The sequence below is a fragment of the Frondihabitans peucedani genome (genome assembly GCF_039537585.1).
GTDB lineage: Bacteria > Actinomycetota > Actinomycetes > Actinomycetales > Microbacteriaceae > Frondihabitans > Frondihabitans peucedani.
Window position 1 is genome coordinate 1,031,018 of record NZ_BAABAU010000001.1, and the last position, 16,768, is coordinate 1,047,785.

The 16,768-nt window shown below is 70.0% G+C and carries 12 protein-coding genes and 1 pseudogene; 4 read left to right on the forward strand and 9 right to left on the reverse strand.

The genetic code is table 11. The annotated features are described in order from the left end of the window. Positions 1 to 70: 70 nt before the first annotated feature. The 8 genes and pseudogenes from ABD733_RS04815 to ABD733_RS04850 all read right to left on the reverse strand — a co-directional run bounded on the left by ABD733_RS04815 (position 71) and on the right by ABD733_RS04850 (position 9,537). Positions 71 to 1,549 (reverse strand): glycosyltransferase, encoded by a 1,479-nt coding sequence (locus ABD733_RS04815; RefSeq protein ID WP_344793886.1) that lies wholly within the window; start codon positions 1,547 to 1,549, stop codon positions 71 to 73. Next, positions 1,546 to 3,270: a glycosyltransferase family 4 protein gene (locus tag ABD733_RS04820; RefSeq protein WP_344793887.1), complete on the reverse strand. Its 1,725-nt coding sequence runs from the start codon at positions 3,268 to 3,270 to the stop codon at positions 1,546 to 1,548. Before ABD733_RS04820 ends, ABD733_RS04815 begins: the two co-directional genes overlap by 4 nt. A 189-nt stretch (positions 3,271 to 3,459) precedes the next feature. After that, positions 3,460 to 4,416, reverse strand: coding sequence for a glycosyltransferase family 2 protein (locus ABD733_RS04825; protein WP_344793888.1), 957 nt, complete (start codon positions 4,414 to 4,416; stop codon positions 3,460 to 3,462). Between the two features lie 56 nt (positions 4,417 to 4,472). Then, positions 4,473 to 5,195, reverse strand: a pseudogene (locus tag ABD733_RS04830) (ABC transporter ATP-binding protein); the annotation flags it as partial. A 2-nt stretch (positions 5,196 to 5,197) separates the two neighbouring features. Next, positions 5,198 to 6,109 carry an ABC transporter permease gene (locus tag ABD733_RS04835; protein ID WP_344793889.1) on the reverse strand — a complete coding sequence of 304 codons (912 nt, stop codon included), beginning with the start codon at positions 6,107 to 6,109 and terminating at the stop codon, positions 5,198 to 5,200. Positions 6,110 to 6,266: 157 nt separating this feature from the next. Continuing rightward, positions 6,267 to 7,724: a glycosyltransferase family 4 protein gene (locus ABD733_RS04840; RefSeq protein ID WP_344793890.1), complete on the reverse strand. Its 1,458-nt coding sequence runs from the start codon at positions 7,722 to 7,724 to the stop codon at positions 6,267 to 6,269. Continuing rightward, on the reverse strand, positions 7,721 to 9,271 hold the full coding sequence (locus ABD733_RS04845) for a glycosyltransferase family 4 protein (protein WP_344793891.1): 1,551 nt from the start codon (positions 9,269 to 9,271) through the stop codon (positions 7,721 to 7,723). The genes ABD733_RS04840 and ABD733_RS04845 overlap by 4 nt, the downstream gene beginning before the upstream one ends. Continuing rightward, positions 9,271 to 9,537 carry a hypothetical protein gene (locus ABD733_RS04850; RefSeq protein WP_344793892.1) on the reverse strand — a complete coding sequence of 89 codons (267 nt, stop codon included), beginning with the start codon at positions 9,535 to 9,537 and terminating at the stop codon, positions 9,271 to 9,273. The genes ABD733_RS04845 and ABD733_RS04850 overlap by 1 nt, the downstream gene beginning before the upstream one ends. Positions 9,538 to 9,696: 159 nt before the next feature. On the opposite strand from ABD733_RS04850, the gene ABD733_RS04855 reads away from it, so the two are divergent. The 4 genes from ABD733_RS04855 to ABD733_RS04870 all read left to right on the forward strand — a co-directional run bounded on the left by ABD733_RS04855 (position 9,697) and on the right by ABD733_RS04870 (position 14,472). Beyond that, positions 9,697 to 10,299 carry a hypothetical protein gene (locus tag ABD733_RS04855; RefSeq protein ID WP_344793893.1) on the forward strand — a complete coding sequence of 201 codons (603 nt, stop codon included), beginning with the start codon at positions 9,697 to 9,699 and terminating at the stop codon, positions 10,297 to 10,299. Continuing rightward, complete coding sequence (locus ABD733_RS04860; RefSeq protein ID WP_344793894.1) at positions 10,296 to 12,440, forward strand: hypothetical protein; 2,145 nt, start codon at positions 10,296 to 10,298, stop codon at positions 12,438 to 12,440. Before ABD733_RS04855 ends, ABD733_RS04860 begins: the two co-directional genes overlap by 4 nt. A 71-nt stretch (positions 12,441 to 12,511) precedes the next feature. Next, positions 12,512 to 13,501, forward strand: a complete 990-nt coding sequence (locus ABD733_RS04865; protein WP_344793895.1) for a GDP-mannose 4,6-dehydratase — start codon at positions 12,512 to 12,514, stop codon at positions 13,499 to 13,501. Positions 13,502 to 13,524: 23 nt separating this feature from the next. After that, positions 13,525 to 14,472: a GDP-mannose 4,6-dehydratase gene (locus ABD733_RS04870; RefSeq protein WP_344793896.1), complete on the forward strand. Its 948-nt coding sequence runs from the start codon at positions 13,525 to 13,527 to the stop codon at positions 14,470 to 14,472. 169 nt (positions 14,473 to 14,641) lie between these two features. On the opposite strand, the gene ABD733_RS04875 is transcribed toward ABD733_RS04870, so the two are convergent. Beyond that, positions 14,642 to 16,747 (reverse strand): hypothetical protein, encoded by a 2,106-nt coding sequence (locus ABD733_RS04875; protein WP_344793897.1) that lies wholly within the window; start codon positions 16,745 to 16,747, stop codon positions 14,642 to 14,644. Positions 16,748 to 16,768: the final 21 nt, after the last annotated feature.

The following is a 16,768-nucleotide window of genomic DNA, read 5'->3' on the forward strand; positions in this document are numbered from 1 at the left end:
CGGCGCCGCAGGACGGCAGCCGCACCGCGCCGCGGCGGGGGGCCGCAGCCGACGCGCCGCGCCGACCGGGCTACGCGAGCGGAGACCGGAAGTAGTCCCAGAGCTCGGCGGCCCAGGCGTCCCAGGTGCGGACCTCGCGCGAGCGGGCCTCCTCGGCCAGCCGCCGGAGCAGCGGCGCGTCGGTCAGGAGCTGCACGAGCGCGTCGGTCACAGAGGCATCGGACCGCGGGTCGACCAGGATGCCGCCGCCTCCCGCATCGATGATCTCCTTCATCGACCCGTACTGCGACGTGATCACGGGCGTGCCGAGCGCGAGCGATTCGGCGACCGGCAGTCCGAAGCCCTCGTGGAGCGACGGGAACAGCGTGAAGTCGGCGACGTCGTAGGCCGCGCCGAGGAGGGCGTCGGTGGCCTTGCTGATCAGTACGACCGGCCTCTTCGCCGCGTGGAGCGCCTCGATCTCGTCGTGGAAGCGCTCGCTCGACCAGCTGGCGCCGCCGATGAAGACGAGCGTGAAGTCGAGGCCCCGGGCCCAGGCGTCCTTCGCGGCCTGCAGGACGGCGAGGTGGTTCTTCCGGGGCTCGTGGCTCCCGACGACGAGCACGGTCGGGCGCTCCGGGACGACCCCGAGAGCCCGGCGGGCCTCGTCGCGCTCGGCGGCGGTCGGCGGCGCGACCTCGGCCGCGAGGGGCACGTGGCGGACGTCGGGCCCGGTGATGCCGGTGGACCCGAGCATGTGCGCCCATCCTGCGAACTCCGCGGCGGCAGCGCCCGAGATGGCGCCGATGCGGTCGACCCGCGAGATGGCCTGCAGATAGAGCGGGTACTGCCCGGCGATGCCCTCGCTGGAGGTCTCGCTCGACGTCATCGGCACGGCGTCGTAGCCGATCACGTCGACCTCGAGCCCGGAGTGCTGGACGATGCTCTCGAGGCGGGCCGAGCGCCAGGTCTCGGCGACGAGCTCGGTCACGACGAACGTGCCGCCGACCGGCACGACGACCTCGTCGAGCTCGGCGTCGTCGCCGTCCACAGCCCCCGGAAGCCCCAGGAGGGAGTTGTTCTCCCAGTCGCTGAGCGGCCGGAGGGCGGTGCCGTCCTCGTCCCACGCGACGAACTCGAGCGGGTGGTCGCGGTGCCAGCGGCGGACCGTCTCGCGGACGACCCGCTGGATGCCCGTGATCTTCGTGGTGCGGCAGGTGTCGTGCACATCCACGACGACGGCGTCGGCGAGGGCGCGCACCCGCCGCTCGGGGAACTCGAGGGCCTCGGCCGAGACGAGCGCGTCGCGGAGAGTCTCCTCCCACCCGTCGAGGACCGCATTGCGGCGGAAGGCGACGACGTCGCCGGCGAGCGGGATCCGCGCGGTGATGAAGGCGAGGGCCTGCCAGGCGCGGTCGCGGCCACCGCGACCGAGAGCGTCGGCGACGGCGGGGACGAGCCCCTCGGCATCGGCAGCGGGCTGGACGCCCCACGCCTCGAGGAGGCTGCGGAGCCGGTCGTCGGCGTTCCGGGTGTCGACCGGGCTGGCGGTGCGGGTGCTGTCGGTCATGCGTGCAGGGCCTCCGTGGCGTGGCGGCGGATGGACGCGGCGTAGTCGTCCCAGGTCAGGACGGGCCGCGCGTCGATCTCGGCCCGGAGCCGGTCGAGGGCCGTGTCGTCGGTGAGCAGCAGCTCCATCTGCTCGGCGATCTCGACCATGTCGGTCGGGTCGACCGTGAGGCAGCCGCCGTCGCGCGCGATCTCGGACATGCTGCCGTAGCGGCTCGTGATGACCGGGGTGCCCGCGGCGAGCGACTCGGTGACGGGGAGACCGTAGCCCTCGTGCAGGGAGGTGAAGACCGAGAAGCGGGCGCTGCGGTACGCGGTCGCGAGTTCGCGGTCGGTGACGGCCTGCAGGATCGTGACGGGATAGCCGGCGATCGCGAGCTCGGCGATCTTGTCGTCGAGGTCGGTGTACCAGGCGGGCCCGTGCCCTCCGACGAGGACGAGGGAGAAGTCGAGACCGCGTCGCCACAGGAGCTCGGCCGCGTAGACGATGGCGATCTGGTTCTTCCGGGGCTCGTGGCTGCCGACCGACACGACGACGGGCTTGCCCGGGTGGCGGACGGGAGCCGGTTCCGCTGTGACCGCGGGCTCGGAGGCCAGCGGCAGCACCTCGACGCGGGGCCCGGGGAGGCCCTGCGCGCCGAGAGCCATGGCGAAGCCCTCGAACTCCCGCCCGGCCGACTCGGAGATGGCCAGGACGAGGTCGACGTGCTTCAGGACGCTGAGGTAGTGGACGAACTGGAGCGAGTCGTCGCGACTGACGTAGGCGCCGTTCACCACGGGGATCGCGTCGTACCCGATGGCGACGCTCGCGTTGCCCGAGTACTCGACGAGCGCTGCCAGCTCGGCCGAGTAGCGGTCGGGGGTCACCTCGGGGAGGAGCACCACGGTGTTCCACGGGATCACGAGTCGGGCCGAGGCGTCGGCGAAGAAGAGCGGCCGGTCGCCGCGGATGTCGGGCGACCAGTCGACCACGCGAGCGTGCTCGCGGTCGGAGACGGCGCGCATCGTGCTGCCGTCTTGAGCCCACGCGACCAGCGTGAAGGGGTCGCGGTCGTTCCACCGCTTGAAGGTCTCGCGGACGACCCTCTGCACCCCGGAGGTGAAGCCGTGGCGGGCGCAGAAGTCGACGTCGACGACCGGGCGGTCGGTGACGACCTCGACGGTCCGGAAGTGAGCCGCGTTCTTGGCCAGGATCGGCCCCGAGTGGTCGAGCAGCACCTGCGTGCGCGCCTCGCCGTCGTCGCCGGCCGACGCGAAGTCGCGGTTGAAGGCGCGGAGCGTGTCGCTGCTCGGCATCGCCGCCGACGTCGCCGTCAGGAGCAGCCACTGCGCCCGGAGGTCGTCGAGGGCGATCGAGCCGGTCAGCAGGTCGATGAGGGCGCTGATCGAGCCCGACTCGATCTCGGCGGTCACCTCGCGGCCGAGCAGGTGCGGGGCGACGGCCAGGATCCGCTGCCGCAGGGTCTCCTGGCGGGTCAGGCTGTAGAGGTCGATGGCGCGGCTGTCGTCGGGGTCGGCCTCGGGCCGGGTCTTGTCGGGGTCGATGCCGCGGAAGTGCGCCTGGACGACCTTCTGCGCCGCCTTCGCGCGACGGAGCGGCGAGGTCACCTTCCAGCTGAGGCTGGCCCGGAGCAGCTCGGCCGGCGAGTCGCCCTTCTCGGTGGTGACGGGGACATCCTGGTAGAGCCACCAGAGGAGCTTGAGGTCGCTCTTCACAGCCATGGCCGGGGCCGCCTTTCTTGCACGAGACGTCGTCTCGCTGGTACGAGCTGATTCACATCGGCCGCTCGGCGCACACCCCTACGCGCACCGCGGCCGACCACTCGGGTCATGGTAGACGATGCACCCTTGCCAGAACCTCCGCCCGCGTGAACGTCAGGCGACGTCGTCAGGCGACGTCAGTAGGGGACTTCAGCGGTCGACGCGCGTGAGGCCGTACTGGATCTCCTTGAGGCGCTCGAGGGTCTCCTCCTGCAGGATCCGGTTCGTCCGCAAGAGGTCGGCTATGACCGCGAGCGCGAACGACAGCACCGCCGCCACGAGCAGGAAGATGCCGATGATGAGCGACTGCAGGTGGTTGCCGCCGGTGTCGACCGAGAGCAGGATCGCGTAGCGCACGAACGGGATGAGCCCGACGACGCCGAAGAAGATGCCGAGCCAGACGAAGAACGCCAGCGGCTTGAACATGAAGTAGCTGCGGACGATCGCCTTGCCCGACTGGAGCATGTGCTCGCCCATCGAGCCGAAGAGGCGCGACTCGCGCGTCTTCGCGTTCGTGGTGATCGGCACGCTGGCGATCTTCATGCGCTTGTTGCCCGCCTGGATGATCGTCTCCATGCAGTAGCTGAACTGGGTGACGACGTTGAGCTTGATCAGCGCCTCGCGGCTGTAGGCGCGGAACCCGGAGGCGGCGTCGGGGAGGTCGGTCTCGGCGGCGAGGTTGACCACCTGGCTCCCGAAGCGCTGCATGCGCTTCTTGAAGGGCGAGAAGTGCTCGATGAGGTGGGTCTGGCGGTCGCCGATGGCGATGTCGGCCTCCCCCGCGATGACCGGGGCGAGGAGGTCGGGGATCGACGACTGCGGGTACTGGTTGTCGCCGTCGGTGTTGACGACGATGTCGGCGCCCTGGCTGAGCGCGTAGTGGACACCGTCGCGGAAGGAGCGCGCGAGGCCCTGGTTGCGGACGTGGTGCACGAAGTGCGTGACGCCGTACGAGCGCGCGACCTCGACGGTGCGGTCGGTCGAGCCGTCGTCGATCACCAGCACGTGCAGCTCGTCGACCCCGGGGATCGACTTCGGGATGCTCTCGAGGACGGCGGGGAGCGTCGTCTCCTCGTTGAGGCACGGGACCTGGACGAAGACCTTCACGGAGGACCTTTCGATGTTCGTTGCGGTGCGGCGCAGGATCAGGAGGTGGCGAAGTTCTCGCGGAGCGCGGCGACGCCGTCGACCGAGCCGCCGTCGAAGATGACCCGGCCGTGCGAGAGGACGATGGCGCGGTCGCACATCTCCTCGACGGTGGTGAGGTCGTGCGTGACGAGCACGATGGTGCGCCCCTCCTGCTGGAACTCCTTGATCTTGTCGAGGCACTTCTTCTGGAACGGCTCGTCGCCGACCGCCAGGACCTCGTCCACGAGCAGGACGTCGGGGTCGACGTGGATCGCGATGGCGAAGGCCAGTCGCACGTACATGCCCGACGAGTAGAACTTCACCTGCGTGTCGATGAAGTCGCGGATCTCGCTGAAGTCGACGATCGAGTCGAAGTAGCCCTCGATCTGCTTCTGCGACAGCCCCAGGATCGCGCCGTTCAAGAAGACGTTCTCACGCCCGGTCAGGTCGGGGTGGAACCCGGCACCGAGCTCGAGGAGGGCGGCGAGCTGGCCGCGGCGGCGGACCACGCCGTTCGTCGGCTGGATGATGCCGCCGATGACCTTGAGCAGCGTCGACTTGCCGGAGCCGTTGGCGCCGATGAGCCCGACGGTGGTGCCGGCCTCGATGTCGAGGGTGAGGTCGCGGAGTGCCCAGAAGTCTTCTTTGTGCTTGCGCGAGCGGCCGAAGTTGACCAGGCGCTCCTTCAGCGACTTCTCCTTGCGGATGATGAAGCGCTTCGAGACCTCGTTCATGGTGATGACCGGGACGGTTGCCATGCTCAGATCTCCTGCGCGAAGTTGCCCTGCAGGCGGGCGAAGACCCGCTGCGCGACGTAGACGAGGGCGAGGCCGATGACGAAGAGCACCAGGAGGCGCAGGTCGAGGTGGGCGGGCCAGTCGACCGGCGGCACGGGCTTGCCGTTGATGATGTTGGTCTTCGATCCGGCCTCCCACATGCCCTTCTGGAACGCCAGGATCGCGTTCGACATCGGGTTGAGCAGGTACACGTCGGCCACCCACGCGTGGTTCTTCGCCACCGTCTGCACCTGGGTCCAGGCGTAGACGATCGGTGAGGCCCAGAAGAAGATGAGCAGAGCCACCTCGACGAGGTACTGGATGTCGCGCAGGTAGACGTTCAGCGCCGACAGCAGCAGCGACAGGGCGACGCCGTAGGTGATGACCAGGATCACCGCGGCGAGGGCGTACAGCAGGTTCCAGCTGAGCGGGAACTGGCCCGTGACGACGATGGCTCCGAGCAGCACGATCATCTGGATGCCGAAGTTGAACAGCGCCGAGCCGATGGAGGCCAGCGGGAACAGCTCCCGCGGCACGTAGACCTTCTTGATGAGGCCGGCGTTGGCCAGGATGCTCATCGTCGAGCCTGCGACGATCTCGTTGTAGAGGCCCCAGATGGTGAGGCCGGAGTACACGAAGATCGCATACTGCGGAACAGCGCGCGCAGCGCCGAGGAACTGCCCGATCGCCACGTAGTAGATCAGCAGCATCGTCAGCGGTCGGACGAACGACCAGAGGAACCCGAGGCTCGAGTCTTTATAGCGGGCCTTGAGCTCGCGCCGGATCAGCAGGTCGAGCAGGTTCTTGTGCGTGATGACGTCGCGGACGCCGCCCCAGAAGCCCCCCAGCAGCGTGGCGTCGGGCGCGCCGGCCGCGACGAAGGGAAGCTTCTCCAATCGGCGGATGCGTTCTTGTGCAGCTGTGGTCGTCACCGGACTCCTCATTCTCGCCCGGTCACGGGGCCCGACGGCTCTCCAAGAACGGAATGGTCCTCGAGACGGGAGAGCGGGCCGGGCGGCATCGGGCGCGGTTTATTATGCCAGAGCGTCTTCGTCAGTCGGCCGTGACCGCCCAGAGGCGCGCCGCGTAGTCGTCCCAGGTCGGGACGGGGAGGCTCTCGGTCTCCGCTTCGAGGCGGACGATCAGGTCGTCGTCGTCGAGCATCCTGCCCATCGAGACCGCCATCCGGCGCGGGTCGTGCGGGTCGACGACGAGAGCGCCGTGGCCCTCGCCGAGCTCGCGCATGCTGCCGAAGTCGCTCGTCAAGACGGGGGTCCCGATGGCCAGCGACTCGACGACGGGCAGCCCGAAGCCCTCGTTGATGCTGCAGAAGACGGTGAAGCGGGCGAGGCCGTAGAGGCTCCAGACGGTCTCGTCGTCGACACCGGACAGCAGCAGGATCGAGCGGCCCTTCCGCCGGAGGGACCGCACCAGCTCCTGGAACTCGTCGTCGCCCCAGGCGTTGCCGCCGACGAGGACGAGGGTGAACTCCCGCCCCTCGCGCCAGGCCAGCTCCGACGCCGTGAGGAGGTTGAGGTGGTTCTTCCGCGGCTCGTGGCTCCCGACCGCGAGCACCACGGGCGCGTCGCCGAGGCCGAGCCTCTCGGCGGTGGCGGCCACGGTCTCCGGCGACATGCGCTCGGTCTGGCTGGGAAGGGGCATCGTCGTGACCGCGGGGCCGGGGAGGCCGGCTCCGCCGAGCATCCTGCGCCACCCCTCGTACTCGGTCGTCGCGGCCGACGAGATCGTCGCGATCGAGCGGAAGGCCCCGAGGGCGGCGAGGTACTTCGAGAACGCCCCCGGCATGCCGGGGCCCGACGTCTCGGACGTGGTGATCGGGATGCAGTCGAAGCCGATCGCGGTGGCGCGGCTGCGGCTGTAGCGGGCGATCACCCGCAGGTGGTCGGCTCGGCCGCGTGCGACGGCGATCTCGGGCAGCACGAAGGTCGCGCCGAAGGGCACGAGCACGACGCCCGGTCGGCGGAGGACGTTCCCGCGGACGGCAGGATCGAGGATCACGCGCTCGATCTCGTCGTCGCCCGCCCCGCGGAGGTGCGTCATCCCGGTCGACCACGAGGCGAGGGTCAGCTCGTGGTCGCGGGCCCAGCGGGTCAGCGTCTCGCGCGCGACGCGCTGGATGCCCGTCGTGAAGCGGCTGCGGCCGGTGTCGGTCACGTCGATCAGGATCCCCGACTCGACGACGACCGCCTCGGTGGCGCGGAGCGAGACGTGGGAGTAGGCCGTCGCGAGCGTCTTCTCGAGCCCGTCGACCCGCCAGGCGCGGGTGAAGTCGACGATCTCGCGCTCGCTCGGCACCTGCCGGTTGAGGCAGGAGAGCAGGAGGTAGGAGGCGGACTCGTCGGGGTCGACGACGGCTCTCGCCACCTCGGCGACGAGGCGGGCTCCGCCGGAGCGCCGCCAGCCGAGGGCGTTCCCCGTGAGGGCGGCGGCCGCCTCGCGCAGGGCGCTGTCGGTGGACTCGCGGCGGACGAGGGGCAGGGTCGGGCTCACGCGGACACCTCTCGGGTCTCGGCGATCGCGGACTGCGGGTCCTGAGCGACGACGTCCCAGAGCTCGTCGGCGTAGGTCTGCCACGACTTCCAGGTCGCCCCGCGGATCTCGTCGTGGAGCCGGCCGAGCAGCGCGTCGTCCTGGAGCAGTCGGCGCATCCCGTCGACGATCTGCTCGTCGTCGCGGGGGTCGATCTGCACGCAGCCGCCCTGGGCCGCGACCTCGTCGAGGCTGCCGAAGTCGCTCGTCAGTACGGGCGTGCCGAGCGCGAGCGACTCCGCGACCGGGAGGCCGAAGCCCTCGTGGAGCGAGGCGAAGACCGAGAAGCGGGCCTGCGAGTAGAAGGTCCAGAGGTCGTCGTCGCCGAGGCGCCGGTGCGACTCGACGCGCATGCCCTCCTTCTGGAGTGCCGCGACGCGCCGGTCGAAGCGGATCGTCGCCTGGCGGCTGCCTCCCCCGACGAACACGATGCGGAAGTCGAGGCCCTCGCGGAACAGCAGCTCGGCCGCGAAGAGCACGGCGTCCTGGTTCTTCCGGGGCTCGTGGCTGCCGACGCACAGGATGATCGGGCTCGCGTCGACGAAGGGCTCCGGCGCCGCCTGGACGGCGCGTCGAGCAGCATCCGAGACCTCGGTCGCGAGCGGGATCGCGACGACGTCGGGGCCGGTCAGCCCCTGGCTCGGCAGCGCGTCGACGAAGCCGCGGAACTCGTCGGACGCCGACTCGCTGATGCCGGCGACGACGTCGGAGTGCTTCACGACGGTCAGGTACTTCGCGAACCGCTCGGACTCGGCGTCGGGCAGCGTGTCGGCGCTCGCCAGCGGGATGGTGTCGTAGCCGACCAGGGCGACCCGGTTCGGCGACGACTGCGCGAGGCAGGCGAGCTCGGCGCAGACGGCCTCGGCGGGCACCTCGGCGATGACGACCGTGCAGTTCCAGGGGACGACGATCTCGGCGGTGTCGAGCTCCTCGTCGGAGACGCGCGGGTCGGTCTTCTTGTCGAAGCGGCGGTCGCTCCAGTGCAGGACGCGGTCGGCCTGACGCTCGGTGAGGTCGACGTAGGCGGAGGAGTCCTGGGTCCAGGCGACGAGTCGGTGGGCCCGCCGGGGGTCGTCCTGCCAGTGCGGGACGGTGTGGCGGACGACGCGCTGGATGCCGGTGTTGTGCTCCCAGCGCGCACAGAAGTCGACGTCGACCAGGACCTCGCCGGTGACGACGCGCAAGGTGCGGAGGCCGGAGAAGGTGCGCGATCCTGCGTCGATGGTGCCGGCGAGGACCTGCAGGAGCGCGGTCGCGGGCGTCGCGAGGATGAGGTGGCGGCGGAGGCGCCCGAGGTCGCCCGGCGTGGGGAGCGTGGCCGTGATCGCGACGTGGAGGAGCCACATGCGGTGCAGGTCGTCGGACTCGCGGACGGACCGGGCGATCACATCGAGGGCCTCGGTCGCGGTGAGATCGGCGTCGAGCCGCACTCCGAGGTGCGGCGCGGCCTCGACGAGACGCGCGAGGAGGGCCGCCCGGCGCGCGGGCAGGTCGGAGCCGATCGCCATCAGCGGCCCAGGCGGCGCGCGACGGCCGCTGCGGCGAGCTGGGAGGCGGGCACGACGCCGACCTCGCCGACCTTCTTCTGCAGCAGGCGACCGAGCCGGAGCGGCTTCGTGACCTTCCACGACACCGTCTGCTGGATGTCGTGGAGGGCGCCGGTCACGCTCGTCGTCACGACCAGCCAGTCGTCGAGGACGGCGTCGCGGAGCTCTGCCAGCTCGGCCTCCGACTGGGCCGCGGTGCGCTTCTTCGCTGGTGAGGTGGGTGTCACGGGCGTTCCTTCATTCGACGTGCGGCGGCGGAGCTTCACGACACCCCTCCCGATCGGGGGATGTCCGGACGCCAGTGCGACACATTACCGTGTGACGACCGGCGTCTTTCGGGAGACGTCGCGAGTGTCGATCGGTGAGGCACGCACGGAGCAGGGGCAATGACTCGTAGATCGACGATCGTCTGGATCGTGTCCGCCGTCGTGGTGGTCGGAGCCGGCGTGACGTACGCCGCCGTGGGGCCGACCTCGGCGGGTTCCGCCGCCGGAGCGCGGGTCACGGCCGGGTCGACGCCGTCCTCGCTCCCGTCGCCGTCGGGCACCCCGGCCGGGAGCCGGCCCGCTGCCGACGCGACTGCGCCTGCGACCGCGACGCCGGGCGATCCTGCGTCGCCCTCCTCGTCTGCGCCGTCGACCGGCCCGACCGCGGCGCCTCCCGCCGCCACGACGAAGCCCGTCGTGGCCGTTACGAGCGTCACCCCGCACCTCACCTACTACGACTTCACCGCGTCGTCGTCGACGCTCGAGGTCGGCGGCAACGTGCCCGGACTCGTCGACTCGGGCGGATCGTGCATCGTGACCGCCACCCGCGGCGCCGTGACCGTGACTCAGACCTTCACCGCCTCCCCGCAGGCGTCCTCGACCGAGTGCGGCACGATGCGCCTGGCGTCGCCGAAGCTCACGAGCGGCACCTGGAACCTGACCATCGGCTACCGATCCCCGCGCGCGGCCGGAGCCTCCCCGAGCACCGAGGTGACCCTGTGACCGAATCGAGAAGCCTCTGGCGCAGGATCGCGGCCATCGCGCTGGTCACCGCTCTGGCCGCGTCCGCGCTGACGGTCGTCACCGGCCTCGTCTCGTCGACGACCGAGCGCGCCTCGGCCGCGACGAGCGCATCGACCTTCGACGCGGGCAACATCATCAGCGACGACACCTTCTTCAACGCCTCGACCATGTCGGCGGCCGATGTCCAGGTGTTCCTGAATTCGAAGGTGCCGGTCTGCCGGTCGGGCTCCACCTGCCTGAAGAGCTACTCGCAGGCGACCGCGACCCACGCGGCCGACACCTACTGCCGCGCCTACATCGGGGCCTCGACGGAGACCGCCGCCTCGATCATCGCCCGCGTCGGCGCCGCGTGCGGGATCAACCCCCAGGTGCTCCTCGTGATGCTGCAGAAGGAGCAGGGACTCGTCCTGTCGACGGCGCCCACCGCGACGGCCTACCGGATCGCCATGGGCTACGGCTGCCCCGACACCGCGGCGTGCAACACCCTCTACTACGGCTTCGCGAACCAGGTCTGGAACGCCGCCCACCAGATGCAGAAGTACACCAAGAACAGCAGGCTGTTCAGCTTCCAGCCGGGCCGCACCAACCTCATCCAGTACAACCCCAGCGCGTCGTGCGGCGCGAAGAGCGTCTACATCCAGAACCAGGCCACCGCGAACCTGTACATCTACACGCCCTACACCCCGAACGCGGCGTCGCTCCAGGCCGGCTACGGTTCCGCGCCCTGCGGCGCCTACGGCAACCGGAACTTCTACCTCTACTTCAGCGACTGGTTCGGCAACCCCTCGAACTGGCTCTCCGCAGGCGGCTTCGAGGGCTCCTCGAAGACCGGCTGGGCGTTCGCATCCGGCGTCAACCGGGCGTCTCGCGGAGACGCGAAGACCGCCCAGGCCGGCGACTACTACCTCGTCGCGAACACCCCCGCAGCGGGACGCACCGTCTCGCAGACGATCACCCGGGCCACCAGGATCGGGGAGCAGGCCAACGCCTCGATCTGGCTGCGCTCGTCGTCGACGGCGCCGTTCACCGGCACGGTGTCGCTCACCGGCCTCGGCGGCACGGCCGAGACCGCGAAGCAGGCCTTCACCGTGGGCGCCACGTGGACGCAGGTCCGGGTCGCGCTCCCGATCCGGGCGTCGACCCACACCGGCGTCCGGCTCGACGTCGCGATGACGACGACGGGGAAGAACCTCTACCTCGACTCCGCAGCCCTCGGCTTCGGGCAGGCGCCCGTCCTGCAGAACACACTCGTCAACCCGTCGTTCGAGGGGTCGTTCGGCCGCTGGACGCCCGGCAACGGCTTCATCAATCAGCAGATCTACGACAAGCCCGCGCAGGCGAAGGCAGGCTCGTGGTTCGCCGCGTCGAACACCGCCGTGGCCGGCCGGAGCTTCTCGCAGACCGTCACCCCGACCGTCTCAGCCGGCGACCGCTGGACCGCCTCCGTCTGGCTGCGCTCCTCGTCGTCGTCCCGGTTCACCGGCCGGCTCGCGCTCTGGGGCCTCGGCGGCTCGAAGAACCTGAACACCGTGAAGGCGTACTCGGTCGGCAGCACCTGGACGCGGTTCACCGTCACCCTGGACGTCGGCGCGGTCGTGCCGAGCTCGCTGAAGTTCGAGGTGTACATGGACACGACGTCGAGTCGGGGCACGCTCTACCTCGACGGCGCCGACCTCTCGCGGAACCTCCTCGCCTCCGGGTCCTTCGAGGGCTCCGCCGCCGGCTGGAACCGGAGCTCGGCCGGGACGAACCTGGCCGTCTACAAGGCGTCCGGCACGAACACCGCGGTGAACGGCTCCTCCTACGCGGCGACGAACACGAACCTCCCGGGAGCGTCGCTCACGCAGGATGTCGTCCTCGCACCGATCGCGGGCGACGTCTACACCGCCGAGATCTGGGTCCGGCGGACCGGAGCCGCGCCCTTCACCGGGCGCCTCGCGCTCTGGGGTCTCGGGACGAAGAACGTGCAGGCCTCGACGGCGTTCACCGCCTCGTCCTCCTGGACCCTCGTGCGCGTCTCCCTGCCGATCACCGCGAGCGGCCTCACCTCGCTGCGGTTCCAGCTCTACGAGGACTCCACCGCGTCGACCATCGCGATCGACGGTGCACAGGTCTACTGACGCCCAGCACGGGCCTTCGGCCCTTGGCTATAGTGACGTGTCGGAAACGCCCGCGAACCAAAGGATCTGAATTGACGAAGCGCGCCCTCATCACCGGAGTCACGGGCCAGGACGGCATGTACCTCAGCCGCCTGCTCCTCTCGAAGGGCTACGAGGTCTTCGGCCTCGTGCGCGGTCAGAACAACCCCAAGCGCCAGATCATCGAGGAGTGGGCGCCCGAGGTGAAGATCCTCACCGGCGACCTCCTCGACCAGTCGAGCCTCCTCCGCGCGCTCAACGCCTCGCAGCCCGACGAGGTCTACAACCTCGGCGCCATCTCGTTCGTGGCCTACTCGTGGGAGAACGCGCAGCTCACCAGCCAGGTGACCGGCCTCGGCGTCCTGAACATCCTCGAGGCGATCCGCCTCTACGCCGGCGACGACATCGAGAAGGTGCGCTTCTACCAGGCGTCGTCGTCCGAGATGTTCGGCCGCGTCCAGGAGGTCCCGCAGCGCGAGACCACCCTGCTCTGGCCGCGCTCGCCCTACGGCGTCGCCAAGGTCTACGGCCACTACATGACCATCAACTACCGCGAGTCGTACGGCATGCACGCCTCCTCCGGCGTCCTGTTCAACCACGAGTCGCCCCTCCGCGGCCCGGAGTTCGTCACCCGCAAGATCTCGATCGCCGTCGCCCGCATCGCCCTCGGCCTTCAGGAGCAGCTCACTCTCGGCAACATCGACGCCAAGCGCGACTGGGGCTTCGCCGGCGACTACGTCGACGCGATGTGGCGCATGCTCCAGCAGGACACCGCCGACGACTACGTCATCTCGACCGGCGAGACCCACGAGGTGCGCGAGTACCTCGACATCGCCTTCAACCACGTCGGCATCTCCGACTGGGAGAAGCACGTCTTCCAAGACCCGCAGTTCTTCCGTCCGGCCGAGGTCGACCTCCTCATCGGCGACGCTGCCAAGGCGCACGAGACCCTCGGCTGGAAGCCGACCCTGTCGTTCGACGGCCTCGTCAAGAAGATGGTCGACGCCGACCTCGAGAACGAGAAGGCCAAGGCCGGCCGCTGACGACGATCGGCGGGTCCGAGCCGATGCCACGCGCACTGATCACCGGCGTCTCCGGGCAGACCGGCAGCTACCTCGCCGAGAACCTCCTCGCCCGCGGCTGGGAGGTGCACGGCGTCCAGCGGGAAGACACCCGCGACCCGATCGTCCCGGCCGCCGTCGAGGTGCACCAGGCCGACCTGGCCGACTTCCCGGCGACCGCGAGGGTCGTCGCCGACGTCGAGCCCGACACCCTGTTCAACCTCGCGGCGCTGTCGTCGGTCGCGGCCTCCTGGCAGAGACCGATCGAGACGGCGCTGCTGAACGGCGCCGCGGTCGCGAACCTGCTCGACGCCGTCCGGTCGCTCCCCGCGTCGGCGCCCGGTCTCCCCCGCGGGTTCGTGCAGGCCTCGAGCGCCGAGATCTTCGGCGCCGCCGACGAGTCGCCGCAGAGCGAGACCACGCCGATCCGCCCGGTCAACCCCTATGGCGCGTCGAAGGCCTACGGCCACACCCTCGTCGGTGCCTACCGCGCCTCGGGGCTCCGGGCCTCCAGCGTCATCCTCTACAACCACGAGTCGCCTCGCCGACCCGAGGCCTTCGTGACGCGGAAGATCACCGCCGGTGTCGCCAGGATCGCGCGCGGCGAGCAGGACGGCCTCGTCCTCGGCAACCTCGACGCCCGCCGCGACTGGGGCTGGGCGCCCGACTACGCCGAGGCCCTGGCCCGGGTCGGCAGCGCGACCGAGAGCGACGACTACGTCGTCGCGACCGGGGAGTCCCACTCCATCCACGACTTCGTCGCCGCAGCCTTTGCCGCCGCCGGGATCACCGACTGGGAGGGCCTGGTGTCGGTCGACCCCGCGTTCGTCCGGCCGACCGACGCGGCCGAGCTCCGCGGCGATGCGTCGAAGATCCGGACCGCGCTGGGCTGGGAGCCCACGAAGACCTTCGCGGCCGTCGTCGCGGCGATGGTCGAGCACGACCTGGCCTGACCGCCCATCCTGCGTCGGGCGGTGGCCTCCTGGCGTGGTGCTGATGCGTGGGGTCGGCGGGACGCGTCGGCGGGTGCTTGCCGCTGTAGGCGGGCCTCCGGGGGCCACCCCACTGCTGCGAGCACCCGCCCACCCGCGCGCCAGAACCGGCGAGCATCCGCCGAGGCACCTACTTCGACGCGGGCACGATCCTGCCGCCGGACTGCAGCTCGCCGAGCCACACGCTCCGGGTCGACTGCGTGAACGTGTTCGGGAGGTGCAGGAGTCCGCGTCCCCAGAAGGGCACGGTGACGGTCGTGATCGGCGAGACCGAACGGAACGCAGCGGCGTCGCTTTTCGGCAACAGGTTCGGCATGTACGTCACGACCGCGATGTTCCCGAGCTTCTTCTGAACCGTGTCGAGACTGGTCGAGTCGATCGTGGAGAGCGAGACACTCGCCACCTGCAGGTCACAGACGGTGCGGAGGGTGAGGGCGTAGTTCGCCGGCGCGCCATCACGAATGAGGACGACCGACTCTGCCCCCGGGTTGGCCTCGGCGATGCTTTCGCAGATCGCCTGGATCTCGTCTGCCTGGTGACTTCCGTCGCGGATCGCCAGGATGCCGTTCCACGCGACCAGCGGGGTCAGCGCGACGACTGCAGCCAGCAGGGCCGCCAGGATCCTGCCCACCACCCGCGCTCTCCTGCGATCGCGCACCGCTCCCCAGAGCACTCGCAGGGCGAACACTGCGGCGATCAAGAAGCCGGGCGTGACGATCGGAAGCAGCCGCCGGAATGCCCAGATCTGGCTCGGTGTGATCGACACCTTCGTGAAGTAGAGGGCGGCCACCGCGAGCGGCGCCGCTGCCAGGAGCAGGAGCGGGATGCTCCGTCGCTTCACCCCCAGGAACATCATCAGGACGAAGCCCACGATGGCCAGGCTGAGAGTAGGCCAGCCGAAGTACCAGGCGATCCACGACATCGTGTGCTCTTCGTACGACCGGGCGGGATCGACCTGCAGGCCCTCGAGCTTCTGCAGCGCACCCACGGTCGGCTGCTGGAAGAGGCTGCCCTGGCGGGAGACGAACCACAGCGGCCGACTCAGCCAGAAGACGAGCGCGAGCGCGGTACCCGAGGCGAGGACATACGACACGACCCGCCAGGTTCGGGTGAACGACCCCGGTGGCAGCTTTCGACCGACGAACCAGAGCAGCCCGGTGACGATGCAGACCGCGATCCCGACGGCCCAGAGCAGGCGCGCCTGCGGAAGCAGGGTGTCGATGTAGGCGGTCTTGTTGAGCGCGATCCCGAGCAGGCCGACGACGGTCGTGGCGATGGTGACGCCGAAGAACCAGAGGAGTCCGCGTCCCAGCTCTCTGCGCCGATCGCCCGTGATGAAGCCGAGACCGGCCGCGCCCAGAACGACGGTCGAGCCGATGAACGCGAGCGGCCCGTCGATCCTGGCCATGCTGGCTGTGCCGAGGAACATCCCGGCGACGATGAAGTCGCGCGAACTCCCCGAGCGCACCGCCGACAGGAGGTAGGTGAGACCGGCAGCGCAGACCGTGACCATGATGATCTCGGAGTAGCTCCCGCGCGCGAAGAAGAGGAAAGCCACGGAGAGTCCCAGGGCGAGTTGCGGAACAAGGGCCCAGATCGGGCCGAGCACGCGGCGCGCCAATCCGTACACCGTGATGAGGGCGGCGCCACCGAGCACCAGATTGGTCGACAGGCCCAAGCGGATTCCGCCGAGCCACGTGCCGATCGCGATCATCGTGGGCAACAGGTCGCCGCCCTGGAGATGCACCTTGCCGTCGGGAGAAGGAACGAACGCGCCCAGCTGAGCAGACACCCCCGGGATACCCGTCACAGCGTCGGAGGCGCCAGAGATGTCGATGCCGGCAGTCGGTGACTGGCTCAGCCAGATGCCTCCCAGCGTGTAGAGGCCCGGGTCGCCCGTGGGAACGATCGATTGGGACGTGAAGTGGAGATTGCCGACGACGAAGACGACCGCGATGACGACCGAGACGACGCTGCCCACGAGGACAGGTCGGCTCGTCTCGATCTGCTGGCGAGGGATGAGCCAGCAGAAGCCGATCGCGGCAATCAGCGCCGCGGGCAGGACCACCCATTCGTAGAAGACGTTCAGGGTCGACGTGACACTTGCCACGAGGAACACGGCAAGGCAGATCAGCGCGATCCGGTCGGGGAACGAGCGCACGAAGTCGCCCACGATCGGCCGGCGGGCCGGCGAGGGGGCGGTGGACAGGCGGCGGGAGGGGGCTTGAGTAGTCATCGGGCTCCGAACACCCTACCC

Bases quoted from the DNA above. Each gene is read 5' to 3' on its own strand.
- ABD733_RS04815 (WP_344793886.1), bottom strand. From the start codon at position 1,549: ATGACCGACAGCACCCGCACCGCCAGCCCGGTCGACACCCGGAACGCC.
- ABD733_RS04875 (WP_344793897.1), bottom strand. From the start codon at position 16,747: ATGACTACTCAAGCCCCCTCCCGCCGCCTGTCCACCGCCCCCTCGCCG.
- ABD733_RS04870 (WP_344793896.1), top strand. From the start codon at position 13,525: ATGCCACGCGCACTGATCACCGGCGTCTCCGGGCAGACCGGCAGCTAC.
- ABD733_RS04855 (WP_344793893.1), top strand. From the start codon at position 9,697: ATGACTCGTAGATCGACGATCGTCTGGATCGTGTCCGCCGTCGTGGTG.
- ABD733_RS04845 (WP_344793891.1), bottom strand. From the start codon at position 9,271: ATGGCGATCGGCTCCGACCTGCCCGCGCGCCGGGCGGCCCTCCTCGCG.
- ABD733_RS04820 (WP_344793887.1), bottom strand. From the start codon at position 3,270: ATGGCTGTGAAGAGCGACCTCAAGCTCCTCTGGTGGCTCTACCAGGAT.